Origin of the sequence: Mucilaginibacter lacusdianchii, from assembly GCF_009770985.1 — a bacterium.
Classification (GTDB): Bacteria; Bacteroidota; Bacteroidia; order Sphingobacteriales; family Sphingobacteriaceae; genus Mucilaginibacter; species Mucilaginibacter lacusdianchii.
Window position 1 is genome coordinate 1,315,752 of record NZ_WSRW01000001.1, and the last position, 25,046, is coordinate 1,340,797.

Here is a 25,046-nt window from a genome sequence, read left to right on the forward strand (position 1 = left end):
CACATTTGTAAAGTTTATAGACAAGCTTGAACAAGAAAAAAATTATTAACGATCCGGTTTACGGATTTATCAGCATACCTACAGATCTGGTTTTTGATCTGATGGAACACCCCTATTTTCAAAGGCTGCGTTACATTAAGCAGTTGGGCATGACGCATTTGGTTTATCCAGGTGCTTTGCATACCCGTTTTCATCATGCCCTTGGTGCCATGCACCTCATGAGTTTGGCCATACAAACCCTGTGCGACAAAGGGCATGATATTACGCCCGATGAAGAGCAAGGCCTGTTAATTGCTATTTTACTGCACGATATAGGCCACGGCCCTTTCTCGCACGCCTTGGAAAAACATATTGTGCAAGGCATAGACCATGAAGATATTTCGACGCTGATTATGAGCAAGCTGAACGAGCGGTTCGGCGGCTTTCTGGACACAGCTATCGAAATATTTAATGATACTTATCCTAAACGGTTTTTGCATCAACTGGTATCCAGCCAACTGGATATGGACCGGTTGGATTACCTGAACCGCGATAGTTTTTATACCGGTGTATCCGAAGGGGTAATCAGTTCTGAGCGCATTATCAAAATGCTTAATGTAAAGGATGATGCCATTGTGGTTGAAGAGAAAGGAATTTATTCAATAGAAAAATTTCTGGTAGCCCGCCGTTTAATGTACTGGCAGGTTTATCTGCATAAAACCGTAACGGCAGGCGAACAGTTGCTGGGCAAAATATTAAATCGGGCTCGTAAACTGGCGTTAGATGGTCAGGAGCTTTTTTCGACCCCGGCATTAAACCATTTCCTATCGCGCACTATCACAAAAGAACAGTTTATAGATGAAGAGCATCATCTGGAAACATTTACGTGTTTGGATGATACTGATATTATGGCGGCTGTAAAGGTGTGGATCGGATATCCTGATAAGGTACTTTCGCGTTTGTGCCAGAATTTTATACAGCGCAAGCTATACCATGTAGATATCAGCAATACGCCGCCAAATGAGGCCCGTGTAAAGGAGCTGACAGAAAAAGCAGCGAAAAAATATAACGTAAGTATCGAAGATGCGTCTTATTTCGTATTCACTGATACCATCAGCAATAATGCGTATAAGGTAAACGATGCCAACATTAAAATATTAATGAAGGACGGCAGTATAAATGATATTACAACGGCTAGTGATAACTCAAATTTAGAGGCGCTGGCCAAAACGGTAGAAAAGTATATCTTTTGTTATACTAAAGATCTGATTTAAAACGTACGGGAGGCTGATATTAATAATTTGTTGCTTACATTTTAACATTTAAATTTGTCGGATGCAATTTACTGCGCAGGATATAAGCTTATTGCTTAATGGAACGATAGAGGGTGACCCGCAGGCAGCTGTCAGTAAGCTGGCCAAAATAGAGGAGGCTACTGGTGGCTCATTGTCATTTTTAGCTAATCCTAAGTACGAGCATTTTCTGTATACCACGCAGGCTACCGTAGTTATCGTCAACAAATCTCTCGTATTAACAGAACCGGTTAAGCCAACGCTTATCAGGGTTGATAATGCCTACAGTTCATTTACTATACTTTTAAATCAATATAATAGCCTTAAGCTTAATAAAACAGGTGTTGAGCAACCCTGCTTTATCCATCCCGAAGCTACATTAGGTGATAATGCATATATAGGTGCATTTGCTTACATTGGAGCAGGTGTAAAAACAGGAAAGAACTGTAAAATTTATCCTAATACGTACGTTGGCGACAATGTAACACTGGGCGATAATGTAACTTTATTTGCCGGCGTAAAAGTTTACTTTGATTGTGTATTGGGTAATAATGTTATTGTACATTCGGGGGCTGTAATTGGCAGTGACGGTTTTGGCTTTGCACCTAACAGTGATGGCTCTTACAGTAAAATTGCCCAGATAGGCAACGTAATACTGGAAGACGACGTAGAGGTAGGGTCAAACACAACTATTGACCGCGCTACTATGGGGTCAACCGTTGTGCGCAAAGGTGCTAAGCTAGACAACCTAATACAGATTGCACATAATGTCGAAATTGGGGCTAATACCGTAATTGCGGCACAAACTGGCATTTCGGGTAGTACAAAAATTGGCGAAAGAGTAACTTTGGGCGGGCAAGTTGGCATTGTTGGACACATTAGCATTGCTGATGGTACTTTTATACAAGCGCAAACTGGGGTAAACCGTTCTATTTCAGAACCAGGCAAAAAATGGGGCGGTGTAATTGTGCAACCATATCAAGACCATTTGCGGTCGCAAGTTGTTGTAAACCAGCTGCCACAGTTGAAGAAACGAATAGAAGAATTAGAAAAAACCATTGCTGAACTGCGCATAAAGCAGCATATTGGCTAACATAGCGCAGTTGTTTGATAAATTTAAAATGAACGTAAAGCAAAGAACCATTAAAGTACCGGTTGCCGTATCGGGTACAGGCCTGCACACCGGCGAGCGTGTGACCATGACTTTTAACCCGGCACCGGAAAACCACGGGTTTAAATTCAGACGGACTGATTTAGAAGGCTCTCCGGTTATTGATGCCGATGTAGACAACGTAACTGATACTTCACGCGGTACCACCATTACACAAAATGGAGCCAGTGTAAGTACCATTGAACACGTACTGGCTGCGTTGGTTGGTTTAGAAGTGGATAATGTGCTGATTGATATGGATGGTCCCGAAACGCCTATTATGGATGGCAGTTCTATGCCGTTTGTGCAAGCTTTACTGGATGCCGGTACTGTTGAACAAGAGGCTGACCGCGAGTATTATCATATCCCTTATAACATTCACTATACCGAGCCCGACCGTAAGGTAGAAATGGTGGCTATGCCATTAGATGATGACTACCGCTTTACCTGCATGGTTGATTATAACTCGCCTGTTTTAGGTACACAGCATGCTACTATATCATCTATCAACGAATTTAAAAAAGAAGTAGCCAGCAGCCGCACTTTCTGCTTTTTACACGAGCTTGAAATGCTGCTAAAGCATAACCTGATTAAAGGAGGCGATATCAACAACGCCATTGTAGTAGTTGATAAGCATGTAGATAAAGAAGAGTTAGCCCACTTAGCTACTTTGTTTAACCGTAAGGATATCGATGTTGCTCCGCAAGGCATTTTAAATAACATCGAGCTGCGCCACCAGAATGAACCAGCCCGCCACAAACTGCTGGATATGATTGGTGATTTGGCACTGGTTGGTGTACCGTTGCGCGGCCATATCATGGCTGCCCGCCCTGGTCACGCTGCTAATGTGGCATTTGCCAAAAAGATAAAAGCGCTTATTAAAAAAGAACGAAGCCGCAAGCATGTCAAGGTTTATAATCCGAATGCAAAGCCGGTTTATGATACCGTGCAGATTATGAACATCCTGCCGCACCGCCCGCCGATGCTGCTGGTTGACAAAATTTTGGAGTTAACCAAAACGCACGTAGTAGGCTTAAAAGCGGTAACCATGAACGAGCCGTTTTTTGAAGGTCATTTTCCGGGTGCTCCGGTAATGCCAGGCGTGTTGCAAATTGAGGCGATGGCCCAAACCGGCGGTATTTTGGTCCTAAATACTGTGCCCGATCCGGAAAATTGGTTAACCTTGTTCTTAAAAATAGAAAATGCCCGCTTTAAAGATAAAGTGTTACCCGGCGATACCTTAATTTTCCGTTGCGATTTGATAGCGCCTATCCGTCGTGGCATTGCACAAATGAAAGGTATTGGCATGGTGGGCGAAAAAGTTGTAGTGGAAGCCGAACTGATGGCGCAAATTGTAAAGTATAAATAGAAATGATCCAGCCATTAGCATACATACATCCGCAAGCTAAAATAGCCGACAATGTAGTAATCGAGCCGTTTGTAACCATCCATAAAGATGTGGAGATTGGCGAAGGTACCTGGATCGGATCAAACGTTACGATTATGGATGGTGCCCGTATCGGTAAAAACTGCCGTATTTTTCCGGGTGCGGTTATTTCGGCCATTCCGCAGGATTTAAAGTTTAAGGGCGAAAATACCCAGGCTTGCATCGGCGACAATACCACCATTCGCGAATGTGTAACTATTAACCGCGGCACCAAAGACCATTGGAAAACGGAAGTTGGCAGCAACTGCCTGCTGATGGCCTACTGCCACGTAGCGCACGATTGTGTGATAGGTGATAACTGTATTTTTTCGAACAATACCACCATTGCCGGTCATGTTACCATTGGTAATTATGTAGTACTGGCAGGTATGGTGGCCATACATCAGTTTTGTAATGTAGGGTCGCATGCATTCGTAACCGGCGGTTCGCTGGTGCGTAAAGATGTGCCGCCTTATATCAAAGCCGCACGCGAACCGCTTTCTTATGCCGGTATCAACTCGGTAGGTTTGCGTCGCCGTGGTTTCAGCGATGACAAAATCAACGAAATTCAGGATATATACCGTACGCTGTTTGTTAAAAACAGCAACGTAAGCAAGGCTATGGCTATTATTGAGGCCGATTTCAGGCCAACCGAAGAGCGTGATGAAATTTTAAATTTTATACAAAGCTCACAACGCGGTATTATGAAAGGCTTCGGCAACGCATAATTTTTTAGTTCAATGGTTGATTAGTTTAATGGTTCATTCAAGTTTATCATGCGGTTTTTTCAGAACCATTACTGTCATTAAGCAAATTAACTAGTCAACCATTGAACAAATGAACCAGTTCTCTATATCCCTTCAAAATGCCGGACGTCGGTTTAACCGCGACTGGATTTTTAAGGATGTGAGCTATACATTTACATCCGGCAACAGTTATGCGGTGTTAGGGCCTAATGGTTCAGGTAAATCTACCCTACTGCAGTTGCTCAACGGCAGTTTATCGCCTTCAAGCGGCAAAGTTACTTTCAGTTATCAGGGTGATAATTTGGAGGTAGATGCTGTTTTTAAACACATCAGTTTGGCTGCCCCTTACCTGGAACTTATTGAAGAGTTTACTTTGAACGAGGTAATAGATTTTCACTTTAAATTTAAGCCTTATAAGGTTGGGTTAGACAGAAAGCAGCTTCTTGATTTGCTGGATATGCAAACGCATCGAAATAAGCTAGTAAGGTATTTCTCTTCGGGCATGAAACAGCGCGTAAAGTTAGCGCTGGCTTTTGGTTCTGATACAGCAGTATTGATGCTGGATGAACCTACATCTAACCTGGATACACAAGGCGTAGATTGGTATCTGAAATTAGTGCAGCAGTACGCACAAGACCGGTTAACCATTGTATGCTCTAATCAGGCGCATGAATACAGCTTTTGCACCCAACAGCTTAGTATTACCAATTATAAATAAGATACCAGGAAACCATACGACCGAAAAGTTTACTGTCGGGACTGCAAAAGTTGGGTTATTAAATTATGGATATGAATACCGATGGTAATCCGGTACCGGTCGCATAATAACTGCTTGATTGTTTGCGGATAAGTAATTAAGTTTGCGCCACGAAAAATTGTTATGTCTAAAGCATCAGAAATAAAAAATGGGAATATACTTCGCTTCAATGGCGAGTTAGTGCAGGTAGAAGAGTTTATACACCGTACCCCGGGCAACCTGCGTGCCTTTTACCAGGCACGTATGCGTAACGTTAAAACCGGCAAGCTGGTTGAATACCGTTTCCGTACAGACGAAGAGGTAACTATTGCCCGTGTAGAAACCAACGATTATCAATATTTATATGAAGATGGCAACGACCTGGTAGTAATGGATAACACCACTTACGAGCAGTTCAACATCCCTAAGTTTTTATTTGGTAACTCGGTTAAGTTTTTAAAAGAAGGTGTAAACGTAATTATTGCTTTTGAAAGCGATGAGCCCATCATGGCGCAGGCACCAGCTTCGGTAGAATTGGAAATTACTTATTCAGAACCCGCTGTTAAAGGTGATACTTCAACCAACGCTTTAAAAGCTGCTACTGTTGAAACCGGTGCCGAAATTCGTGTACCGTTGTTCATCAACCAAGGCGATAAGGTAAAAGTAGATACCGCTACCGGCGCTTATATGGAGCGTGTAAAAGGTTAATCAGATTTATATCTATCATAAAAAGGCGCTGAATTTACTCAGCGCCTTTTTATGTTAAATTGTAAACGTGAACAAGCAGGATCTCCGCAAACTATATATCGCCAAACGCAACGCACTATCGCAGGCAGAATATGATGACTTAAACCATGCCTTATTGCGGCAATTTCAAAAGGTAGATTTACAGGGTGTCAATTGCGTTCACCTGTTTTTACCCATATACAAGCGTAAAGAGCCGGATACTTTTTTGATACGCGACTGGCTACAAGTAACCCACCCACGCATTAAACGGGTATTCCCAAAAGCTGATTTTGCCAACAATACCATGCAGCACTTTGCAGATGATGCCGACTTACAACTGGCCACCAATGCCTTTGGTATCCCTGAACCTGTAAATGGTAATTTAGTTACCGCTGCCGAGATAGATTTGGTGCTTATACCCCTGTTAGCTTTTGACCGCCGTGGTTACCGCGTAGGTTATGGCAAAGGTTTTTATGACCGCTTTTTAGCCGAATGCCGCCCAGATACACAATTTGTGGGCTTATCGTTTTTTGAGCCGGTGGATGTGATTGAAGATTTGAATGAGTTTGATAAGCCAATGCACAAGTGTATTACGCCTAATTTGTCGTATATCATTTAACATTATTTTAAGCCTTTCTCAATCAGTTCAACAATGTTTTCGTTTTGTACAATCCAGTAGCCCAGTCGTTCATCTGTTACACCATCTTCTAGTTTATAGGTATACTGAGGAGTTCCGTTTTGCAATTGCGTGCGGATGCATTTGAAACTGATGTTTTCACAATCTTTTAACTCATGGGCTACTTCTGTAATATGAGTAGAAATAATGAAAACACACTTTTTGATTTTAGAAAAAGCTTTGATAATAGCCACAGACGAATCAAAAGCATCTTTCACATTGGTGCCTCGAAAAAGCTCATCAAATACAACGACAAGCTTTTCCGATTCTTTAATTTTTTGAGCTACCTGCTTTACGCGTAACACTTCGCTGTAAAAATGACTATATCCTTGTGACAGGTTATCGGCTAAATTTATAGTAGTAATTAATCCGTTAAAAATGTTGGTTCGCATATAGGTTGCAGGCACCGGAAAACCCATATGTGCCAGCAATACACAAATTGCAGTTGATTTGATAAAGGTTGATTTACCAGCCATATTGGCACCTGTTAAAAAGCACATGTTAATGCCATCGCCAAAATCTACATCATTTTTAACCGGATTCTTTATCAGCGGATGAAATAACCCTCTTACTTCCAAAGATGAATCTGTTTTAAAATCTATTTCTGGATAGCAAAATCCTAATTGTTCTGCTGTATGGGCTGCGGCACAAAAGATATCCAGCTGGTAAATGAGGTTCAGCATAGTTTTTATCTTTTCCTTTTCCTGATAATGGAAAAGGTAATCGCACTGTAGTAATTCTGAATAGGTAAGCGTTTTTCGGCTAAGTAATGGTTTAACTGCAGCAAAGCTGGGGTGGTTGATGGTGTCACTAATGAACAGCCTGTATCGTAAAAATATGTCCGATGAATGCATAGCGCTTGCTTTAGCTAAATCTTGCTGTAGTACGTGAATGGTATGAAGCACTAGTTTTACACCGCGGGCCAAAATATAATGTTCATGCGGTGGGCGATAAAGATGGCGCAGATAAGATTGTACAGTATGTAAGACTGTAGTTGATTTGGTATAATTTTCCTGTCGTAGATAATGCTCAATGAAGTCTAGATCATCTTTGCTGAAAGGAAATTCATACATCGATTGATGTATATCGCGTATAATAGTGATCCGGTCATTAATCAGGCTTGCTTCTTGCAACGGCATATTAAACCAATCTGTGAGCAATTGCTTACCACCAAATGTAACAGGCTTAAAAAGCCCCATTACAGAATCCGTGTTACGGTCTGCTACTGCTAAATCGGTTAAGGTTTGGTTGTCGATGATAAATGCCATGATGTTTAGGCGTAAGTAGGTTGTGCAATAATGTTTAGGGCAAAATAAAGTGTACAAGCATAACGCTTAATAAAAATAATTAGATATAAAAAGCCAGTTCAAAAAGTAAAAAAGAGCCGAAACATATTGCTTTGACTCTTAATCCTATACTCTTAACTCTATTTTATATACCTCCCAAAGAACTCATAAATCCGCAGCATCTGGTCAATGCGCTGGCGTACGTTGCCCGAGCGGGTAAGCTCGTGCGTAGCGCCGGGGTGCTGTACGTATTCTACCGGACGGTTCAGTACTTTTAAAGCTTTGTACATCATTTCGCCTTGTACAATGCCCGTACGCAGGTCGGTTTCACCATGCAGGATGAGGTAGGGCGTGGTTATGTTAGCCACATAGGTAAACGGCGATTCGCGCGCCAGGATGGGCTTTACAGCGGCTTCCCAAGGGTAGCCGCCAAAGTACATAGGCACCAGTCGCCAGGCGTTGCCCTCTCCAAAAAAAGTGGTCAGGTCGTATACACCACGTTGTGAGGAGATGGCTGTAAAGCGCTTGGTATGCCCGGCCAGCCAGGCGGTTAAATAACCAGCGTATGATCCTCCGGTAGCTACGGTTTTGGTTGGGTCGCCCCAGCCTTGAGCCAGTGTGCCGTCTAAAGCAGCCAGTACATCTTCGGTTGGGCCGGTGCCCCAGTCTTTATAATTGCCTTTTAAAAAATTGATACCATAGCCGCCCGAGCCGCGTGGATTGGAATATACCACACCATAGCCTTGTGCGCAAAAATACTGGTACTCGTGCCACATGCTAGCCTCACCTGGCCCCCACATGGCGGTAGGGCCACCATGTATCTGCAGCATTACCGGGTATTTTTTGTTGGCGGTAAAGTTAGTGGGTTTCATCACCCAGTACTCTACCTTCATGCCCTTACTGTTGGTATAATATTTCTTTTCCGGAAAGCTCAGCTTTTTATCTTTCAGCCATTCGTAATTAAAACTGGTAATGCGTTTGGGCTGCTTGTTGGCCATGTCGCTTACATATACTTCAAACGGGTTGGCTACTTCTGTTTTTACATAAGCAATTTGGCTTTGGCTCACGTCCAGCGCGCTCATGCCCGCATCAAAGCTGCTTAGCTGCTCGGGTTTGGGATTAATTATGCTGACACGGTAAACCGGAATGCCACCGTTAGATTGTGCTGTAAAATACAAGTATTTACCATCGGACGACCAAGTAAAATTAGAAGCATTACGGTCGAGCGGAACATTGATGGTTTTAGCAGGATTCTGAAAATCATAAATTAAAATATCGGGCACATTAATTTCCATGCCTTTGCCAGCAGTATACACCATGTATCTTCCCGATGGCGATATAGGACCATTATTTAATGACCCGTTAGGCTTAGCTATTAACAACCTTTTGCTACCATTTAATGATACCGAGTAAATAGCCGATTGCTGCGAACGGTCGGGGTTAGCTAATGAATCAAGCGCAGCGGTTATGACCAGCGATTGTCCGTTAGGCATAAACTGTGCGCCGCTGTAACTGTTAAATCCACTGGTTACCGAATGGGCTGTAGCACCGGCTTGTGCATCAATAATAAAATAATGCGTAAAGCGGAACTCAGGTTCGGTAGTAAATTCGCCTTCAAAATTTAGTTTATTAAATACTTTTGCTTTGCGGTCGGTTTCATCCTGTGCTAAAAATGCGCGGATAGCTTCAAGGCTACCATTCGGATCGGCCGCTGTTTTGGCCGTAAGCGGGAACTGAGCAAAGCCCGGCTTTTCGGACGGCCAAGCCGGTATGCGTCCGGAGGCATTTAATACAGAATCTTTAAGCAGTTCTGCAAGCGTTAAACTACTGCTAAAAAGTATTTGCTTGCCATTGGGCGACCACTGGGGCGATGAAGCACCATAACGATTGTTGGTTAACTGTTGCAGTTTGCCGCCGTTTGCTGATACTGTAAAAACCTGCGATTTGCCTTTTACTAAATGTACCAGTGCAATAATGTGGTCATCTGCCGACCATGCCGGCTGGCTGGCGACACTGTCTGTAAGCAGTTTCGGTGCAAAACTGTTATCTGTAGATGCTAGCCAAACATGGCTTTCATAAGTATACTCTTTGTTATTCTTATTATCGGGTACTATCGAAGTAACGGTGAACGCCATCTTTTTGCCATCGTGCGACAGTGTCAAACCGCTGATTTGTTTGATTTGAATCATGTCGGTTACCTGTATTTGTCCATTGCCTTTCTGGGCAATGGCCGATGGCGGTATACTACCTGCAATAAAGCTTAAAAGTAGAAGTAGTGCTTTTTTCATATGTACTATGTTGGCGTTTGCAGCTCAATATAATACAAAATACTTAAGCGGTAATATGGCAGTAGGTTGCTTAATGGAAGCGTGTTAAACTTTTTACAGATAAATAAGGCTATTATTAAACCTTTCAGGAATAATGTACTCTATAAGGTGCTTTTGGTTATAGATAAGCTTTTGAAAACGGTTTATATAAAATGGATATTTAATTTGAATTAACTGTAACGAAATCACCAGTTAGGCCATCTGTAGTAAAAATCAAAAAGCACAGTTGCCAACAAGCAGTTATCACAAGCGTAATGAATATTAAATTTTACCTAATCCTTATATCACCAGTTAGTGCGCCGGATATTGCCGGCGCGCCAACGCAGCACCAATCCGGTATTATTATGTAGTTACCAAGTAGGTAAATCAGGCATAAGCAAATCTCCCCATCTTTTTGGCGCGGCGTAATGAGCCACGAAGTTTTTTAACAGGTGCAGCGTCTGAATGGATGCTTATTGCTTAAAATTTGAGTAAGAATAAATCATATAATCAAATCACAATTAACAAATGAAACCTTTTACCCTTATCCACAAAATGCTATCTTTTACTTTAGCAGCAGCAGTGTTAACCTTTACATCATGTAAAAAAGACAGCAACAGCAATTTGCCCGATCAGCAGGCGCAAAATCATCAGGTTTGAAGACTCTGCCACCAGTTACACTACTTTTGAATACAATTCTGATTGCCAAATTACCAAAATGGCGGCTTCTGAAGATGGCCAAAACCAAGAGTTTATTATTTCCTACAATGCCAACAAGAAACCTTCACAAGCCTCGTCGGGTGAAAATGCCATAAAGTTTAATTATGCAGGTAACCTGCTGGACAAGACTGAAATTTATACAAAAGAAGGCGGTGTAGAAACTATGGGCAGTTATATCAAATACAATTACAGTGATTTCCAGGTATCAGAAGCAGTATCATACCTCCCCCACTGATGAAGCCGGAACTAATATGGCACTGAGTAAAGCAACTTATGAGTATTACCCTAACGGTGATGTAAAAAAGCAATTCAATTACATGAAAAACCCGCTTGCCGATGGGTACTTATTGTCAAATATTGTTGTGTACGAATATGACACTAATCGAAGTCCGTTTAGTGCGCTTACTGAATTGTATTACGTGGCGTTTCAAATGCCATCTAAACATAATCCTATTAAAGAAACAATGTACGATTCAGCTAATAATATAATTAGCACTACTACTTATGCCTACACTTATAACAATGATGGATATCCTACCAAAGGTGAAAGGAAAACGGTTGCTGCGGGCCAAACTAACGCTCCTGTTAGCCAGCTTAAATACCAATACAAATAGTATCTGTTATTATTTGCTTACCCAAATTAATATGCAAAAAGCCGCTTTGTAATCACAAAGCGGCTTTTATTTTTTGTTCTTCCTTTTGGCAGTGCTTATTTCTGTCTGAAGAATATCTGAATCGGTACGCCCGAAAAATTAAAGTTTTCGCGCAGCTTGTTTTCAACGAAGCGCTTATAGGGCTCTTTGATATATTGCGGCAGATTACAGAAGAATGCAAACATGGGCGATGTACCATTGATTTGCGTAGCATATTTAATTTTTACGTGCTTGCCTTTGATAGATGGTGGCGGATAGTTTTCAATGATAGGCAACATGATATCATTTAACCGTGAGGTTGGAATTTTTTTGCTGCGATTTTCATACACCTGATCGGCAGTTTCAATTACCTTCAGTAAGCGCTGTTTCTCTAATACCGATGTAAATACAATCGGCACATCGGTGAATGGCGCAATCTTTTCATGGATTTGCTCTTCAAATACTTTGGCCGTTTTGTTATTCTTCTCAATCAAATCCCATTTATTGACCACCAGCATAATGCCTTTTTTGTTTTTTTCGGCCAAGTGGAAGATATTGATATCCTGCGATTCTAAACCTTCTACGGCATCCACCATTAATATTACCACATCGGCTTCTTCCAGTGCTTTAATGGTACGCATTACCGAGTAAAATTCGATATTCTCTTTTACTTTGGTTTTTTTACGCAACCCAGCTGTATCAATCAGCATAAACTCATGTCCATATTTGTTGTAATGAATATGGATAGAATCGCGTGTGGTACCGGCGATAGGTGTAACAATGTTACGCTCTTCACCTATCAGGGCATTAATAATGGATGACTTACCTACATTCGGGCGACCTACAATAGCGTACTTAGGTAATGTATTTTCTTCAACCGGCTCGTCGTCAAAACTTTTGATAACATCGTCCAGCAGTTCGCCGGTACCAGATCCGGTCATAGACGAAATGTTATAAATTTCGCCCAGGCCTAAACTGTAAAACAAGGTGGCGTCAGATTGCAGGGCATTGTTATCAACCTTATTTACCACTACATAAACCGGCTTTTTGCCTTTGCGTAGCAGGGTAGCAATCTCATCGTCAAGATCGGTGATGCCGGTGGTTACATCTACCATAAACAAAATTACGGTAGCTTCTTCAATGGCAATCACTACCTGTTCGCGGATAGCGGTTTCAAACACATCGTCTGAATTGGCTACATAGCCGCCAGTATCAATAACGGTAAAAGTGCGACCTACCCATTCTGCAACGCCGTAATGGCGGTCGCGCGTAACGCCGCTAAAGTCGTCTACTATGGCTTTGCGGGTTTCGGTTAAGCGATTATATAATGTTGATTTACCTACGTTGGGGCGGCCAACAATGGCTACTATATTACTCATATTTTTAGTTGTGAGTTGTCAGTTGTGAGTTGTGAATGTCATGCAAAATACAGACAACAGATAACTCGCAATAGACAACAGATTAATCTTCGTATCCGAATTTCTTTAAATAGTTCTTCTTGCTGCGCCAGTCGCTAATTACTTTAACAAACATTTGTAAAAATATTTTGCGCTGAAAAAATTCTTCCATGCTGCGGCGGGCATAGGTGCCTACAATTTTTAACATTTCGCCGTTTTTGCCGATAATAATATTTTTCTGCGAATCGCGCTCTACAATAATTTCGGCACTGATACGGTATAAATCTTCGCCCTCAATAAATTCCGTGATAATTACCTCAGTACTGTACGGAATTTCTTTTTTATATTGTTTAAACACCTGTTCGCGTATCATTTCGGATGCAAAGAAGCGATCATTACGGTCCGTCAAAAAATCCTTTTCGTAATAGGCTGGATGCTCAGGCAGGTTTTCGAGCACAAAGTCCATAATAGCTTTTATATTATGATCGTGCAGGGCCGATATGGCAAATACCGCTTTGGGGTTAAGCTTTTGCTGCCAAAATTCTACCTTTTGTTTAACCGTATCTTCGTCCGACTTATCAATCTTATTAATAAGTACAACCAATGGCGCTAAAGAGCCTTCCAGCTTTTCCAATACATCACCTTCATCGTACGATTCGTTGATATCTGTAACCAGCAAAATCAGATCAGCATCTACAATAGAACCTTCTACTTGGTGCATCATGCTTTCCTGCAGGGCATAGTGCGGTTTAATAACCCCGGGTGTATCCGAGAAAACAATTTGGTAATCGTCGGTGTTAACAATTCCGAGTATGCGATGGCGGGTGGTTTGCGCCTTCGGGGTAATGATGGACATCTTTTCGCCCACCAAAGCATTCATCAGGGTTGATTTACCTGCGTTAGGTTTACCAATAATGCTCACAAATCCGGCCCGGTGACTCATATAAAAAAATATTTAAAATAAATTTGGAGTACAAAGAAACGAATTATATCTTTGCACACCAAACAAAAACAAACATAGTGCGGGATGGAGCAGTTGGTAGCTCGTCGGGCTCATAACCCGAAGGTCGTAGGTTCGAGTCCTGCTCCCGCTACCTGAAACCCTTTTAAAAGCTGATTTACAGCGTATTAAAAGGGTTTTTTTTATTTTGCAACGGTGCTTGTTGGTGCAATTTTAAAATCTTATTCGCACATCCGTCTTAATTTTTAGTGAATTTTCTATCCCTTCTAGGGTGTTTAACACTTGTTAATGCAAAGGAATACTTAAAAAGCAAAATATCGGATACAATTAGAACATGCACTGTTATAAAGGGTATTTTACAAGAGAGATTAGATTAGAAAGCGCCAAATTTAAACCGCCTTCCATTATGTATTTAATTAATGTGATAAACTCCGGCCGCTAATAAAAATGATTTATGGCTACAGCGGAAAGTTTAGTTAACGGACAATAAGGTATAGCTTACATTATATTTCCTTGCGCTACCTTTATGTTATTGATGTTCAGAAACTCTAAAAAAGTAGGGTAAAAGTTAACCAACTCTTTAACGTACCCGTCACCCATTGCAACGTTTAATACATTAAATCGGTACCCGTCTTTGAAAGTAATATGAAATGAAGGTGCTTGAATTTTAACAAAGGATATTGAACTGGCATCGTAATGCTTAAGTACCTCTTTTTCGGGCGATAAGATTTGCAAATGATGCTGATAAAGCTCAAGATAACCAACTTTTGTATACTTTTTTATTAACCAAAAAGTTATAATAACCCACGGAATAAGCAATACTACCATTAACATAACAATAGACATGTGCGCGGGGTTAATACCGATTGTTGCATCAATACCATCTTGAAAAACAAAGCAAAGCACTACTGATATTATGAATAATATCAGTATAAGAAAGCCAACGCCAAGTGTTTTGGCTGCAGGAATTGGCAAACGCAAACGAATTGATCCAAGCAGGTTTGAAGACATAATTTTCTATGCTTAAAATAATATGATAAATAGATATATAGCTCCAAGTACTTTTAAATAATTTAATTGCCAAGATCGATTTTCTACATCTTTCATTGCGTATCCAAACATTATCACAGAGGCAATTAATGATACTATTATAACACCAATACCTATCTTAGATTTTGACACATATGCATATAAATCGGCATAATATCCTAAAGATGATGTCTTGTCGCCCTTCATCTTCAAATAGAAATAGGTAGGTTGGTTTTGCTTCTCACTTATCTGTTTCACTTCAGCGCTTTGTACATAAAAAACAACCTGCCTATCCTGTTTAGGTTTCAATGGATAGTTTGAAACAGCGATGTCGGCAGATGTTGCGTTTACAGGAATTTCAAACAAGTTACTCCTGATGTTTTTGCCCAATAATCTGCTTATGCCAGAATAAGACCTGCTGAAAACTGCTGGATATTCCTCCGTTTTAAAATCATTGATCCGGTCAGAGCGAGCGCCGGCCCACTTTTTTTTAAAATCGGTGATGGTAGCCTGTATCCTTACAAGGTTGGCATCTAATTTAACAACGTTATAAATAATCCCTGTAAATAAAGCTATTGGTATAAGTACAGATATGATCAAGCTATACTTCATCTTCTATAACCGTGATAGATTTTCTTGCTGCTAGTTCTGAAGTTTTCAAAGCGTCACTATATGCTTTTAATTCGTTTGAAACCAACCAGTTTCCACCCGCTCTAACAGCGTCAAAAAACATGTTTGTTCCCATCCCTTTTAAAAAATTTAAACCATATTTTCCAAAATAAGCCTTTGATGTACTGCTTAGTATCCCCAAATTGTTAAATTGGGTAGAGGATGTTGTTACTGAACTTATTCTGGTTGCTTCAACTGTATTGGCAGTGCTTCTGATAATGGTTGATTCGCTATTACTTAAAATTACTGTTGTACCGCTGCGTGACGGAGAAGCTAAAGGTATGGCATTTGATGCCGTTACAGTGCTTTGTGTAGCCACTACCGTTCCGGGTGGCACAACGGTTCCATTGCTGCCCGCTACAAAAACATTATTGGTGGTTACACTTTGTGTGGTAGTGGTATTTGTTATCAATGGCGCAGTTTGATGTTTACCAATATCCTCGGAACTTCCAAGCGCATCTCCTACAGCTCCGGTTCTTTTATCGGTAGCTATCTCCACCACATCATCTAGTTGATTGTGACGTTCGTCGCTTTCCGTATATACACTGCCATCTATATATTCTGATGCATGCGTATAATTTTTCACTTCATCATAGACATAATTTGCGCCGAATGACATACCTCCGGCAGTAGCCATACCGCCAAAGTGAACAATGGATGCTCCAAGTCCAAAAGTAAGGTATGTGCTTTGTAACGCTAAAGCAGCGCTTCCTAAAGCGGCAACCATAGTACCCCCCAAAAAAGCAACAGTTGTTACTGCCGCAACCCCCGCAATAGCTTTGCTTCTGTTTGCCGCTGCTAATGCTTCTGCTGCCTCTTTTGAGTATAAAATTTTAACAATTCCGCCAAACCGGCATGGTACTACCGAAGTTTCGATGAGCGCCTTTTTGTCTTCGAACGTTACTTTTGGATGCACCGGTGCCCAATCTTTCCCCATTGTTAATAATGCACATGCGCATGGTATAAGGGCAGTTCGTAAACCAGCAGCTGCTCCTCCCAAAGCACCGGCTGCCAACATAGCTCCTAGTCCAATAGCTAAAGTTCCGCCAGACAGTACTATTGCTGCAGCCACTACTGCTGCTATTGCAACACCAATTATTGCACCAGCCAGTACCATTTTTGCACAAACAAAATTAGCTCCTGTTCTATCTTTAATAGTAGCAGCTAACCTTCCATTTGCAATTTTAATGGTGCTTTGGCTGGAAACCTTTATTTGCTGGGTTTTCATCCCTTCAGAACAAACTAAGTAAGCTTTGTCTGGTACATACAGTTTTGCCATATCAAATTCTTGTAATGGAATACTCAGTTTCGTAAGATAGGCTACTTCCGGTTGTTTCAATTAGCGTTGCTTTACAACTGTTAATTAACCCCAGTTTGATATCAATATCATAAGTTGCCTGATATTCGTTTTTATAAGCAAAGGCTGGACCGCATAATTCTTGGTAAGCCTGCTCATATAACTTTTTAAAATCTGCCAAGGTGCGAGTATTATTTACGTTGGCTTGATGGGTTAACACAATGTGTTGCTCCGTTATTTCCTTTATTTGCTCCGCTATATCATACATAACAGGAACAGCTTGAAAAAGTTGAGAGGTGCCCGGTACGGTTGCAATGGTTTTATTGTTTACCAATTCGGTTTTGTGCCCGTAAAAAGGTGCAAAAAACAAATTGAATAAAAATGACTCTCTTAATGACGGAGATGTATTTTTAAATTGTTCATCTCCTTTTTTCAGTAGTTCCTTTCCATCTGTATCACCTAAAGGTGCCAAGACCTTTTCTTTGATTTCCACCCATCGTTCAAACACCTCTTCCTGATTCAATACACGTTCAACACATCCGTTTTTACTGAGCTTTAATACTAATTTTTCAGTTGGGTAATTAAATGCTCTAAAAAAATCAATAGTGTCGTTAAAGGCCGGATTAGCGTTAAAAACCTTGTGGTCTTCAACTTCAACATCTATCAGGTAGCCATCTTCAAACTGATCTATAACTTTAAGTAACCATATGGTCGTCGTTCTTACATCAGTCATCAATTGGCCCACCGCCGAAAATTTAATGTGGTAGTCTATTTCAAACCGCTTGTTGTTCCCCTTGGTAAGTTTCAGCTCTACTTGCTTCTCTTTGTTATCAGTTGTAGAGGTTGCTGCTACAGGGCGGTCAAAAAACGTAAAATTGCTCATTGTTCTAAATTTTGACAGATCTTATCAGTTGATATCAACATAACTACCCGTAAGTGTATGAGCACCTTTAGAGGTAGCAGTGATGGTAGTATCTGAGTTGGTAGTTAACGCAGCAGAAGTGCTTACCTCTTTTGTACTAGCCTCAATTTTAACTACAGTTTGTCCTTTTTTACCAATACTCACTGCATTGCCAGCTTTTTCACCGGCATTGGCATTGATGGCATCAGTACCTTGTATATTAATTACTTTACCAATAATATCTATCGTTCCATCGCTATTTAGCGTTATGGAACTTTCACCCGTTACTAATTTAATAACGGCATCGGCGGTAACTGTTATTTTATTTTCACCGTCAATTTCGATATGGTTCAGCTTACTCTTATCAACAAAGGTGATACCTGCGCCATCATCTAAGCGCAAAGTATGTCCACTTTTAGAAATTAAGCTTTTGCCATTGTTTCCGCCGCCGCCGCCAATACCTGTTTTGCCACTAAACATGCTGCCCATAACAATGGGGCGTGCAATGTTTCCCTCTTCAAATGCTACTAACACTTGGTCATTCTTTTCAGGTACAAATACAAAGCCCCGGTTAGTGCCTACCTTGTCACTGCTGCCTGCATCGGGGCTTACTACACGCAGCCACTCGGTTGGGTCGTTACTGGTACACTGCCATTTAAACTGAACTTTAACACGGCCTTGCTTTTTAGGGTCGTCATTGTCCACTACGGTGGCCAGTTGCATATCTGCAAAGGGCTTTTGTGCTTCTTTTACATTGATTTTTTCACTGTCGGCCGATACGCCTTCAAAAGTGTTTTGGTAATGGCCAACGCCATCTAACTGATGGTAAACAGCTGTAACTAAAAACTTGCCAAAATCCTGCACCTGAAAACCTGTTTCGGCCCGCATGCTGGTACTGATGTTTACCACTTTGCCTAAACCTACCTGGGGGTTATCGCCGTTGCCCATGATATTAAGTAACTCAGACACCAGGGCCTTATGCTCGTTATTTACAAACGTGTCAATGTCTTTTTGTGAATTGATACGAACGTTAAGAGGTTCATTATAGCGCTTGCTGAAAACCTGATTTGATGCCGACACTACATGGGCCAAATCTGGCGATGAGGCAGAACTGCCGGCAGGCTGCGCACTAAATACCTGGTCTTGCGGCGAATGGTAAGCAAATTTCTGATATTTAAGGGGTGCTATCTGCATACCATATTGCAGGCTATGCAAGTCCCGACCGTATACCAGGTTTACTTCTTCCAGTTTATCGGGCTTACCAAAGTTTAATTTGGTGCCATCATAATAAAACCACTCGTGATACTCGGCCGATAGGCGGTTGATGAATTCAAAATCGCTTTCGCGGTACTGAATAATATAGTCGATAGGAGAAGTGTAAACCGGCTTTACCTGAAAACTAAGGTCATTTTGCGGCGCATCTGCAGTAGCCTGTTGCAGGATGGTTTTTAAGTCCTTATTTAAGTACGAGCCCAAGTCGGGGCCCCGGTCAATCAGTATGGATGGACTAAAGCCGCTAATTAAAATATCGCCCTGAAACCCGTGGCTTTGTGATATTTCAACACGGGTTATTTTGCCCGTAAACTGGTTTTCCTGACCCAGCAGTGCGCCGAACTGCACCGTAATATTTTTGCCGATAAAGCTTTTTGATTTTTCGAGCGTAATATTATTGGTGCCTTCAATCTGATCGTGGTTTAAGCGCAGCTCAAACGTATGGTGCTCATTAAAACGCTGGTTGAGGGTAAAGCTCGAAAAATGCAGAATCGGCGTACCTTCTATATTAATGTCTACTCTTATCTTGTTTTCCATAACAAAGGTTCTGTCTATCCCTTCAAAGGCCAGGGACTGTAATAGCTTAATATTTTATATACACCTTTTACCTTGCCAAATACAAACCCAAAAGATGTTTCCTTACCGTTATCCTGCTCATACTGCTTTTGCAATTCATAAAGTGTGCTGGCTTTATCAGTTACCTGCGCCAGTAGCTTATAGTAATTTTCGGTACTAGTTTGGTCAATTTCCGATAAATCATCTTCTTTACTCAACGGTATCAACTTTTGTGCATCTTTTGAAAAAATGTCATCAAAATATTGCGGCAACTCTTGCTGGCTAATCAAGCCCTGCTTATAGTCAATAGTTGAGTTTTGTAAATCCTCATTACTCCATTGCGGGCTGGTTTGCACCGGATAGTGAAACATTAGCAACAATTGGGCTTTGTTGTTTTGCTTTACTGCTTGCTTGAAAGATTTCAAAAAGCTCCTGAACAACTGCTCATCCGACGAAGTGCTGTTTGGCTGCGCCCCGATTTGTGTTTGAGCAGCTTTGGATTCACTTAATTGCTTACCTGATGCACTTGGTTTTGAGCTACAGCCGTAAACTGGCTGTAACAGCAATACCGAAAACAGTATATAAATGAATTTTACGTTCATTGGTTTTAATTTCGTGGAATACTGATTAAGGCCCGTTGTTCCATTCGCTTTAAAATTACGGCTGCTCCTAACTGCTGCGATACGGCATCGGCATCAAAAACACCGTCTTTAACATATTTACCTTTGGTATAATGGTTTGAAAAACTCCATAAATAAGGGGTATGAACGCCCTTTTTATTATAGCCAAAACCGTTATAGCCTTCTAGTTTTTGTAAAATAAAAGGCAGGCTCCAGTTAGTTATCTGGTCATACTTCATGAGTTTAAGTGCATCAACCGCGCTTTCTTCAAAAGTAAAAGGGGGCGCATGACCAACTTTAGGGCGGTGTGCAGGAACATGCACAGTATAACCAGTTAACGGATCGCCGTTGTGCAAATGCTTTTTAAAACTAAAGCTGCACTCCAAATAATGCACGCACGCTATAAAATACCAAGGGATGCCGGCGCTGCTAAAAACCGACGACAAAGAAAACATGTCGCGGTTTAACCCAAAGGCACTACTATTATCCACAAAGTTTGGTTGCAGAAGGTTACTTACCTTAGGGCGGCTCATACCAAAATCAAACGGTACTTGCGGTAGCGGCCTTTGCAGTAATGGTGTATTTGTGGTATCAACTGCCGAAGAACCGAAACGAGTAAAGAACGGAGTGTAGGATGATTGAAATAGCGGCTGATTGACAGCTATTGCTGCACTGCCGTTGCCTTTAACCAAATTAGACACACCTTCATACCGATGGAGGTTAACTACTATTTTTTCATCAATTACTTTATCAACTGCTAAAAGCTTTTCCTTTTTTATTTCGCAGGTATTAAATAACGAAATATACTCCATAGCGGTAGGTATACTCGATTTTTTTTTACGAATAGTAGGTGCAGCAGGGCTAATAATTCGCTTCTTTTTTTTCATAGAAAATGAGAAGAATAGCAGCGGAAAAAAAACGGAGAAGATACTTATGTATACCTCCTCCGTATCTTTATGAGTTATTATTGTGTGTAATACAACTTATAAAATATGAGTTGCAAAAATTAGCTATCTCGGCCAGTCGTTTTCGTGCTCGGCATTGCCAACTTTTAGCTTGCGAGCCGAAATAACAAAGCTTAAAGACATTGGTGCATTACCAATAATAGATAAACCTTCGTTGTATTGGATAATATAACCGTCTTCAAAAGAAAGCTCTTTCATTTTGGCATCTTCTTCTGATTTTTTGAAGGTAATAGTACCGCTTAGTGGTTTATATTGGTTATTTACCATTGATTCAATTACCGAAGTATCTTCGGTAGATTCAACCTCAACCTGAATGGTACCGCCATAAACACCTGATGAAGGGCGTCCTTTAGCGTCTACGTCGCGGCTCAGGGCGTAGCTGCATTGCAGTACGTCAAATTCTTTTGAGCCAATATTGATTCTTGCTTTAAAAGCCATAATTGTAAAGTAATAAGATAAAACAATACAGATACCGTAACACAGCTTAACGCTTTTTGTTAGCTTCTGTCTGTTAATAAAAATTGTAAGATGCTGTGCTTAGCTGCGGCCCGGCCAGTCGTTCACGTGCTCGGCGTTGCCTAATTTAAGCTTGCGGGCCGATATAGTGAATTTGTAGGTCATTGGGGTATCGCCCACAATGTTTAAGCCTTCGGCATATTTTACAATGTACCCATCTTCAAAAGTAAGCTCTTTCATTTTAGCATCTTCTTCTGATTTTTTGATGAGTAAAGTGCCGGCAACGGGCTTGTACTGATTGTTTACCATTGCTTCAACAATGGATGTGTCTTCAGTAGATTCTACTTCTACGTCAATGGTGCCACCATAAACACCTGAAGCTGGGCGACCTTTTGAGTCAACGTCGCGGTTAAGGGCATACGAGCAGTTAATAACATCGTACTCTTTGCCCGAAAAATTTAATCTTGCTTTGAAAGCCATAACGATAAATTTTTAAGGTTAATATAAATTTCAATACCCTCAACCAATAGAGGATATCCATATTTAACTACAAAAAAGCTAAAATATTGTTTAGCGAAATGTAAAATTAACTCATACTTACTCAAATATTCTTTCGGCCAAAATCATTTAGCTTTTTCAGCCATTTTTGAGCGTAGGCATTTTCAAGGGAATAGAGATAACCAATGGTGTTGGTATGTACCGGTTTGATACGGCATTTTTCGAGTGAGCTTCTTTTAATGGCCAGGTAAGTAATGCGCTGGTTAGCTTGCCAATCCTGCCAGCTGGCTTCATCCAAAATAGATACAATGCGGGCTGAACGACCGCTAAAATCATTACTGAAATGCGGTTGATTAACTACAAAAACCTGGTCGGGTAAAAAAATGCGATCAAAGAAACCTTTTATTTTAAAATTTATCGAGTCTTTATATACCGGGCAAAAAATCACCAGGTGGTGGCTCCATTTAATTTTGCTTATAGCTTCTGTTAAATCATGCTCGGCGTCGGCAAATTTATTGGGGAGGGGCTTGTTGGGATTAAATATCAGGTCGGCAATAATTATCTCTTTAATAGCGGCATCAGCTTGCTCTGCACCATGTCGGTAAGCGTTAATTAACGCTTGCGTAATGGCACTTTTATTAATATCTGCATTAATGATAACTACCTGCTTCATAATTTACCGGGTAAAAATAGGCAGTGCAGCTAAAAAAGTGCAAAGCTTAATAACGTTTGTTTAACATAAAATAAATATGGCCCCATTCTGTATGTACAGGAATGAGGCCATAAATGTTTTTAAAGCGTTATCAGCTTACTGCTGCTTGTACTCGGTATTCCAAACAGCGCTTTCGTCATCACCTTTGTGGCCATCCAGTTTTACCACAAAGCTTTTGGCCGGAAAATAAGGCGTAATATGGATATCTAGGTGAATGCGGTCTTTTTGCACTTCATCACGCTCGAAACGCATAATTTTAAATCGTTCAATTAAGCGATCCGGACCTTGTATGCCGTCCAAAAACTTAACAATCTGCGAGCGCAGGTCCTGTTCTGTTTTAGAGTTCCAGTTTTCAAAAGCGCGGCGGTTCAAAAAGTCAAATAATACTTTGGTGATGTAATCAAAAACACGCACTACAGAATAAGTTTGTAAGCCGATATTATCACCATTGAACAATGTTTTGGCCGAAAAGGCCATTACCTTGCCGTACTCATTTACCATAGGTACTAGGCCTAATTTTTCTAAATGAGAAATTTCACTTTTCTTCAGGTCAAACCGTACGCCGTCTACCTCGTTTACAGCGCCATGTTTTTTACCTGCCGTAACCTGCGACATCAATGTGTAGTACATTTTACCTGCCAAGGCAGCCGAGCCGGGTACAAACAAATCATCTTCTTCACCTACTTCGGCTACTTTGCCGCGGCCTACCATCCAGTTACAGGTCATAATGGTATTGGCTTTAAAGGCCTCTCCGCCTGTTAAATTAGCCGAGGTAAACAAATCTACCACATCATCGGGTTGATCCAAATCGGCAAAGTCGGTTACCAGCATTACTTTATTTTCATGCGCCATTTTTGACCACCGCTCTACTACTTTGTTTGATCCCAAATACCCTGGGATAACCATGATAGAATAGTTTTGACGCAGATCAAGCCTGTCGTAATTTTGTTTCAACTCGTTGCCAACGTATTCAATAAAACGCGGGTTATCCAGTTCTTTCAACTGGTCTAAGCTGGCGTTCATAATTACTACGTTTTTTACCTTGTCGGTTTCGGTATTTTTATAGAACAGGTGCAGTGAACGGTAGGCTTGCTCCAGTTCGCGGGTGCTCTGCAGCACGGTATTAATATTGGTATTCAGGTTTTCTTCAACCTGTTGCAGTTTTTCGGTGCTGTTTTCTACCATGTCGCTAACCGAACCGCCATTTTCCAGGGCTTCAATCCACTGGTTAAGCTTTTGCTTCAGTTCTTCGCGTTCTTGCTTCTTTTCGTCGTCGGTTAAAAATATCTGTTTACGGGCCTTACGCTCGGGGTTTAAATTTTGTAAACCATCAACTGTGGTTTCCAATAAATCAAAACCGCCAACGCGCGAAAGTTTTTCCAGGCTTTGGCTTAAAGATAATTCTTTTAAAGCTGGCTTTTCGGCCGGTTTATAATTCTGGGCTGATGAAGTATCGTTAAGGGCTTGCTCGTTTGGTGTTGCCATGTTGCTAATCTTAAAAAATGTTTAGGTTAATAGTTAATTACTGTTCCAGCTCTTTAACAAAGTTTTTAAGTGCACTGATAAAAGCAGACCTGGTTTCTTCATTATCCAGCGTAGTTTTCAACGTTTTGTTGGTTTTTAGCTGTTTAATAATGCTTAAGTACATCTCGCGCTCTATATTCAATTTGCGCAAGTAGTTGCTTTGCTGTACCAGTTTTTTAACACCAAAGTCACCCAGGTTCTGAAATTTCAGATTCTCGGTAACGGTTGAGCCATCTTGCTTATCCAATGTTATATCAACATTCGGTTTAAAGTGTTCAAACACGTCTTCAACAGTTCTTAGCCCTTCAACTTTTTCGGGACGCAGCGGCTCGTTATCTGTTAATTTTTGAATAAATAATGTTTTATTCGGAGAGATTTCGCCAAAGGCTTCTGAGGTATCGACTTTCCGTTCGTTTCCTCCAATTTCGTAATTAAACATATTGCAGAGATGAGGTTGTAGCTTCTTAAATTATTTACTAGTTAACCCTTTATACTATAAAAATGTTTTGGTACGC

26 protein-coding genes and 1 tRNA gene are annotated in these 25,046 nt (G+C 40.9%); 11 read left to right on the top strand and 16 right to left on the bottom strand.

Going from position 1 to position 25,046, the window contains the following annotated elements; translation table 11 throughout:
* Nucleotides 1-26: 26 nt before the first annotated feature.
* The 7 genes from GPM24_RS05945 to GPM24_RS05975 all read left to right on the top strand — a co-directional run bounded on the left by GPM24_RS05945 (nt 27) and on the right by GPM24_RS05975 (nt 6,674).
* Nucleotides 27-1,253 (top strand): HD domain-containing protein, encoded by a 1,227-nt coding sequence (locus GPM24_RS05945; protein WP_158825800.1) that lies wholly within the window; start codon nt 27-29, stop codon nt 1,251-1,253.
* Between the two features lie 61 nt (nt 1,254-1,314).
* Entirely contained in the window at nt 1,315-2,364 is a 1,050-nt protein-coding gene (gene lpxD / locus GPM24_RS05950) for a UDP-3-O-(3-hydroxymyristoyl)glucosamine N-acyltransferase (protein ID WP_158825801.1), read from the top strand.
* A gap of 28 nt (nt 2,365-2,392) precedes the next feature.
* A complete protein-coding gene (locus GPM24_RS05955; protein ID WP_158825802.1) occupies nt 2,393-3,790 on the top strand; it encodes a bifunctional UDP-3-O-[3-hydroxymyristoyl] N-acetylglucosamine deacetylase/3-hydroxyacyl-ACP dehydratase in 1,398 nt (465 codons plus the stop codon).
* Nucleotides 3,791-3,792: 2 nt separating this feature from the next.
* Complete coding sequence (lpxA, locus tag GPM24_RS05960) at nt 3,793-4,575, top strand: acyl-ACP--UDP-N-acetylglucosamine O-acyltransferase (RefSeq protein ID WP_158825803.1); 783 nt, start codon at nt 3,793-3,795, stop codon at nt 4,573-4,575.
* A 109-nt stretch (nt 4,576-4,684) separates the two neighbouring features.
* The gene (locus tag GPM24_RS05965) at nt 4,685-5,311 is read left to right on the top strand and encodes an ABC transporter ATP-binding protein (protein ID WP_158825804.1); all 627 of its coding nucleotides are present in this window, start codon (nt 4,685-4,687) and stop codon (nt 5,309-5,311) included.
* A gap of 162 nt (nt 5,312-5,473) precedes the next feature.
* On the top strand, nt 5,474-6,037 hold the full coding sequence (gene efp, locus GPM24_RS05970; protein ID WP_158825805.1) for an elongation factor P: 564 nt from the start codon (nt 5,474-5,476) through the stop codon (nt 6,035-6,037).
* Nucleotides 6,038-6,104: 67 nt separating this feature from the next.
* A complete protein-coding gene (locus GPM24_RS05975; RefSeq protein WP_158825806.1) occupies nt 6,105-6,674 on the top strand; it encodes a 5-formyltetrahydrofolate cyclo-ligase in 570 nt (189 codons plus the stop codon).
* Nucleotides 6,675-6,676: 2 nt separating this feature from the next.
* Here GPM24_RS05975 and GPM24_RS05980 read toward each other — a convergent pair whose 3' ends face one another.
* On the bottom strand, nt 6,677-7,999 hold the full coding sequence (locus GPM24_RS05980; RefSeq protein WP_158825807.1) for a MutS-related protein: 1,323 nt from the start codon (nt 7,997-7,999) through the stop codon (nt 6,677-6,679).
* Between the two features lie 158 nt (nt 8,000-8,157).
* Complete coding sequence (locus tag GPM24_RS05985) at nt 8,158-10,305, bottom strand: S9 family peptidase (RefSeq protein WP_158825808.1); 2,148 nt, start codon at nt 10,303-10,305, stop codon at nt 8,158-8,160.
* Between the two features lie 546 nt (nt 10,306-10,851).
* Between GPM24_RS05985 and GPM24_RS22280 the strand changes: the two genes are divergently transcribed.
* From GPM24_RS22280 to GPM24_RS05995, 3 genes are read left to right on the top strand one after another with little or no spacing between them, the layout of a single operon-like run.
* Entirely contained in the window at nt 10,852-10,983 is a 132-nt protein-coding gene (locus GPM24_RS22280; protein WP_255459107.1) for a hypothetical protein, read from the top strand.
* A gap of 58 nt (nt 10,984-11,041) precedes the next feature.
* Nucleotides 11,042-11,278, top strand: a complete 237-nt coding sequence (locus GPM24_RS05990) for a hypothetical protein (protein ID WP_158825809.1) — start codon at nt 11,042-11,044, stop codon at nt 11,276-11,278.
* Between the two features lie 16 nt (nt 11,279-11,294).
* Nucleotides 11,295-11,657, top strand: a complete 363-nt coding sequence (locus GPM24_RS05995; RefSeq protein ID WP_158825810.1) for a hypothetical protein — start codon at nt 11,295-11,297, stop codon at nt 11,655-11,657.
* A 95-nt stretch (nt 11,658-11,752) separates the two neighbouring features.
* On the opposite strand, the gene der is transcribed toward GPM24_RS05995, so the two are convergent.
* Nucleotides 11,753-13,054, bottom strand: a complete 1,302-nt coding sequence (der, locus tag GPM24_RS06000; protein WP_158825811.1) for a ribosome biogenesis GTPase Der — start codon at nt 13,052-13,054, stop codon at nt 11,753-11,755.
* An 82-nt stretch (nt 13,055-13,136) separates the two neighbouring features.
* Nucleotides 13,137-14,015, bottom strand: coding sequence for a GTPase Era (era, locus tag GPM24_RS06005; RefSeq protein WP_158825812.1), 879 nt, complete (start codon nt 14,013-14,015; stop codon nt 13,137-13,139).
* Between the two features lie 78 nt (nt 14,016-14,093).
* Here era and GPM24_RS06010 point away from each other — a divergent pair.
* Nucleotides 14,094-14,166: transfer RNA gene (locus GPM24_RS06010), tRNA-Met, on the top strand.
* Between the two features lie 365 nt (nt 14,167-14,531).
* On the opposite strand, the gene GPM24_RS06015 is transcribed toward GPM24_RS06010, so the two are convergent.
* The 12 genes from GPM24_RS06015 to GPM24_RS06070 all read right to left on the bottom strand — a co-directional run bounded on the left by GPM24_RS06015 (nt 14,532) and on the right by GPM24_RS06070 (nt 24,970).
* Nucleotides 14,532-15,044, bottom strand: a complete 513-nt coding sequence (locus tag GPM24_RS06015) for a hypothetical protein (RefSeq protein ID WP_158825813.1) — start codon at nt 15,042-15,044, stop codon at nt 14,532-14,534.
* Between the two features lie 12 nt (nt 15,045-15,056).
* The gene (locus tag GPM24_RS06020) at nt 15,057-15,662 is read right to left on the bottom strand and encodes a hypothetical protein (RefSeq protein ID WP_158825814.1); all 606 of its coding nucleotides are present in this window, start codon (nt 15,660-15,662) and stop codon (nt 15,057-15,059) included.
* 1 nt (nt 15,663) lies between these two features.
* Entirely contained in the window at nt 15,664-17,010 is a 1,347-nt protein-coding gene (locus GPM24_RS06025; RefSeq protein WP_158825815.1) for a PAAR-like protein, read from the bottom strand.
* A gap of 1 nt (nt 17,011) precedes the next feature.
* Nucleotides 17,012-17,911: a hypothetical protein gene (locus GPM24_RS06030; RefSeq protein WP_158825816.1), complete on the bottom strand. Its 900-nt coding sequence runs from the start codon at nt 17,909-17,911 to the stop codon at nt 17,012-17,014.
* A 24-nt stretch (nt 17,912-17,935) separates the two neighbouring features.
* Nucleotides 17,936-19,738, bottom strand: a complete 1,803-nt coding sequence (locus GPM24_RS06035) for a type VI secretion system Vgr family protein (protein ID WP_158825817.1) — start codon at nt 19,736-19,738, stop codon at nt 17,936-17,938.
* A gap of 14 nt (nt 19,739-19,752) precedes the next feature.
* Entirely contained in the window at nt 19,753-20,358 is a 606-nt protein-coding gene (locus GPM24_RS06040) for a hypothetical protein (protein WP_158825818.1), read from the bottom strand.
* 5 nt (nt 20,359-20,363) lie between these two features.
* Complete coding sequence (locus GPM24_RS06045) at nt 20,364-21,263, bottom strand: hypothetical protein (RefSeq protein ID WP_158825819.1); 900 nt, start codon at nt 21,261-21,263, stop codon at nt 20,364-20,366.
* 123 nt (nt 21,264-21,386) lie between these two features.
* Nucleotides 21,387-21,779 (bottom strand): type VI secretion system tube protein TssD, encoded by a 393-nt coding sequence (gene tssD, locus GPM24_RS06050; RefSeq protein WP_158825820.1) that lies wholly within the window; start codon nt 21,777-21,779, stop codon nt 21,387-21,389.
* A gap of 99 nt (nt 21,780-21,878) precedes the next feature.
* On the bottom strand, nt 21,879-22,277 hold the full coding sequence (gene tssD, locus GPM24_RS06055) for a type VI secretion system tube protein TssD (RefSeq protein ID WP_158825821.1): 399 nt from the start codon (nt 22,275-22,277) through the stop codon (nt 21,879-21,881).
* A gap of 121 nt (nt 22,278-22,398) precedes the next feature.
* Nucleotides 22,399-22,968, bottom strand: a complete 570-nt coding sequence (locus GPM24_RS06060) for an NAD(P)H-dependent oxidoreductase (RefSeq protein ID WP_158825822.1) — start codon at nt 22,966-22,968, stop codon at nt 22,399-22,401.
* A gap of 135 nt (nt 22,969-23,103) precedes the next feature.
* On the bottom strand, nt 23,104-24,492 hold the full coding sequence (locus tag GPM24_RS06065) for a DUF5458 family protein (protein WP_158825823.1): 1,389 nt from the start codon (nt 24,490-24,492) through the stop codon (nt 23,104-23,106).
* Between the two features lie 37 nt (nt 24,493-24,529).
* Entirely contained in the window at nt 24,530-24,970 is a 441-nt protein-coding gene (locus tag GPM24_RS06070) for a type VI secretion system contractile sheath small subunit (protein WP_158825824.1), read from the bottom strand.
* Between the last annotated feature and the right edge of the window lie 76 nt (nt 24,971-25,046).